Source organism: Candidatus Angelobacter sp. (genome assembly GCA_035607015.1).
Taxonomy (GTDB): Bacteria; Verrucomicrobiota; Verrucomicrobiia; order Limisphaerales; family AV2; genus AV2.
Map to the genome: position 1 here is coordinate 1 of DATNDF010000094.1, position 3,278 is coordinate 3,278.

4 protein-coding genes are annotated in these 3,278 nt (G+C 59.0%); 1 reads left to right on the forward strand and 3 read right to left on the reverse strand.

Annotated features, from left to right (window positions below):
* A partial coding sequence (locus tag VN887_03895; protein ID HXT39146.1) for an FtsX-like permease family protein occupies positions 1–467 on the forward strand: 467 nt, incomplete at its 5' end.
* Positions 468–577: 110 nt separating this feature from the next.
* On the opposite strand, the gene modC is transcribed toward VN887_03895, so the two are convergent.
* The 3 genes from modC to modA are packed head-to-tail and all read right to left on the reverse strand — an operon-like array spanning position 578 to position 3,109.
* Complete coding sequence (gene modC / locus VN887_03900) at positions 578–1,654, reverse strand: molybdenum ABC transporter ATP-binding protein (protein ID HXT39147.1); 1,077 nt, start codon at positions 1,652–1,654, stop codon at positions 578–580.
* Position 1,655: 1 nt separating this feature from the next.
* The gene (gene modB, locus VN887_03905; GenBank protein HXT39148.1) at positions 1,656–2,324 is read right to left on the reverse strand and encodes a molybdate ABC transporter permease subunit; all 669 of its coding nucleotides are present in this window, start codon (positions 2,322–2,324) and stop codon (positions 1,656–1,658) included.
* An 11-nt stretch (positions 2,325–2,335) separates the two neighbouring features.
* Positions 2,336–3,109: a molybdate ABC transporter substrate-binding protein gene (gene modA / locus VN887_03910; GenBank protein ID HXT39149.1), complete on the reverse strand. Its 774-nt coding sequence runs from the start codon at positions 3,107–3,109 to the stop codon at positions 2,336–2,338.
* Positions 3,110–3,278: the final 169 nt, after the last annotated feature.

The following is a 3,278-nucleotide window of genomic DNA, read 5'->3' on the forward strand; positions in this document are numbered from 1 at the left end:
AGGTCCCTCCCGGCCAGGACGATGATTTCGATATTCTTTCCAATGACTCCTTGATTTCGCAGTTCAACACCTTCACCCGCGCCGTGCGCATGGGCGTCGCGCTGGTGAGTTCCATTGCGCTGCTCGCCGCCGGCATCGGCATCATGAACATCATGCTCGTGTCGGTGACGGAACGGACGCGCGAGATTGGCATCCGCCGCGCGGTCGGCGCCAAGAAGCGCAACATCATGACCCAATTCATCATGGAGGCGATCGTGCTTTGCGAAGTGGGCGGAGTGATCGGCGTCGCGCTGGGCATCATCGGGGGCAACGTGGCTGCCATCCTCCTCAAGGTGCCGCTGGTCGTACCGGTGGATTGGATCATTTTCGGCCTGTTGATTTGCTCGGTCGTGGGGATAGTTTTTGGAACCTACCCCGCGTTCAAGGCGGCAAACCTCGACCCGATCGAATCCTTGCGATACGAATGAACTCGCAAAGGCGAACGGCCAGGCGTCGTCCTGCCGTGGACAATCCGTAGAAGTGTAACTATTGAGGTGGCGTTGCGCATACGTGGGGCGGGCTCGCCATTAAGGCCGGGTCAAAGAGGAATCAAGTGTATGTTGGGCGCTTTGACGAGGGCCATGATGCGGTCTCCGGATTTCAATGCCATTTCATCGCAGGCTTGTCTGGTGATCAGCGCGGCGAGGTTGAAACCACAGTTTAATTCGACACGCACGAGCGCGCCCTCACGGGCCAGGGACAGGACAATGGCAGAGAGGTGATTGCGAGCGCTGCTCGAACGGTCGCTTCCTTTGACCAGGATGACATCCTCGGCGCGGATACAGACGTAAACTTCATCTGCCATCGAAGGCAGGTTTTCATCGACAGCCGTCAGGGTGGCCGGACCGACCGCCACGGTCACAAGTTCGCCTTCGGCTTTCAGAATCCGACCCCGGTGAACAGTTTCGACGGTCACGAATTCCGCAACCGCTAGGCTGGCGGGACGGCTCAATACATCCTGCACAGTCCCGACCTGTGCAACTTTGCCATTGATTAAAACGGCCATCTCGTCGGCAAGGGCGAGCGTCTCGAAGCGGTCGTGCGTCACGTAAAGCATGGGGATGCGGAATTCGTCACGAACGCGGGCCAGGTACGGAATGATGTGTGTCTTCAGCCTCTGGTCGAGGCTGGCCAGCGGTTCGTCCAGCAGGAGCAAACGGGGCGAGGCCAGCAACGCGCGCGCGAGGGCAACCCGCTGTTTTTCGCCGCCGGAAAGTTCGGAGATGCCGCGTTGAACAAGCGGTTGAATTTCAAGAATTTCAACGACGTGCTCGAAGTTGAATGTGCGGTTCGCTTCGCCGCCGGACCTGCGGCCGTAGAGGAGATTCTGGCGGACGGACAGGTGCGGGAAAAGTGCCAGATCCTGCGGTACGTAGCCGATGCCGCGACGACGGGCCGGCACGAACGCGCCTCGCGATGTGTCGGTCAACACCCGCCCGTCGAGTTCAATGAACGCGGATTGAGCATGGTGCAACCCTGCGACCAGATCGAGCAGAGAAGTCTTGCCGGCACCCGATGGACCGAAGATGGCGGTGACGCGTCCGCGAATTTCGACGTCCACTTCCAGCGTGAACGGCGTCAGGGGCAGAGAAATCTTTTTCAGCAACAGGCTCATTTCAACGCTTTCTCCGGCGTATCATCCATTCGCTGGTCCAGACCGCGACAAATGCCAGCACCACGGAAACTCCAAGCAGTCGAAAGGCGTCGGCATCCCGGCCGAGTTGCACCGACTGAAAAATGGCGAGCGAAAGTGTGGAAGTCCGGCCCGGGATGTTACCCGCGACCATGATGGTTGCGCCGAATTCACCCAGGGCCCGCGCAAAGGCCAGCAGCATTCCGCCCATGATGCCGCGCGACGCGAGCGGAAGCGTGATCGTGCAGAACACGCGAAAGTTCCCCGCACCGAGAGTGCGAGCGATTTGTTCCAGGCGCGGATTGACTTCCTCGAATGCCACGCGTGTCGAACGCACCAGCAAGGGAAACGACATCACGCCCAGTGCGATCAGCACTCCCCGCCACGTGAACACCACATCGAGATCGAAATGGTCGTGCAGGAAGCCACCGATCAGCCCGCGCCGACCGAGTAACTGCAGCAGGACAAGCCCTGTTGCCACTGGTGGCATGACGAGCGGCAGTGAAATGAGGGTTTCGACGAGGGATTTGCCCGGCCAGTCATGACGCGCGAGCAACCAGGCCGCGCCCAGTCCAAAGGGCACGATGACGATCGTGCTCAACGCCGAGACCCAGGCCGTGAACCAGACGATCTGCCATTCTTCGGCGTTCATGCTTGAGTGCGCTATTCGCGGACGATAAAGCCGGACTTCCTGAAGATTTTCGCGGCATCCTTCGAGTTGAGATATTGGAGAAACTTTTTCGCGGCCGCCAGTTGCCTGGATTCTTTCACCACGGCCACCGGGTAGCTAATGGCCGGGCCGTCTTTGACCGGAATTTCACAGGCGACCTTGACTTTTTTGGAGATGGCCGCGTCGGTCTTGTAAACGATGCCGGCTTCCACGTTGCCCGCCTCCACCGCCGCGAGTGCCCCCCGGACGTTTTCAGTGGGGACCACCTTGGTTTCCACAGCGGGCCAGAGGTTTTGCTTTTGGAGATATTCCTTCGCGTAGATTCCAGCGGGAACGGTTTTCGGTTCGGCCAGTGCGAGCCGTTTGATCTTGTCCGTGGCGAGGTCCTTGGGACCTTCAATCGTGGCCCCGCCCTCGGCGGCCACGACAATGACCAGCGAGTTCGACAGCCGGCTTCTGCGGGTTCCCTTGAGAATCAGCCCTTTCTTTTCCAGCCCGTCCATCTTCGCTTCGTCGGCGGAGAAGAATATGTCGGCGGGCGCGCCTTCTTCAATCTGGCGCGCGAGCGTACTGGATGCGCCAAAACTGAAGACGACCTTGTCACCGCTCCTTTTTTCATAAACGGCGGCGATTGCCTTCAGCGAATCAGTCAGGCTCGCGGCGGCGAAGACAGTAACCTCGGCAGCAAAAATGTTCACCGTTGCGAGCGTGACGATGGCAAAAATGAAAATGCCAGACGCGGCTTTCGAGGAGGAAGATTTCATCATGTTTGTTTTGGGTCGCGACGCCTAAAAAGCTCCTGTTCGATAAAAGCGTTGAGCGTTGGTCGGATACGGGTCGAGAACGGTCAGGTGGGTTGTTGTGATTTGAGGGGCGATGTTCGTCAGTGTAAGCCAGGTGCCCGAAGTCAGTGAATCCCGGTATTGAACGGTGCGC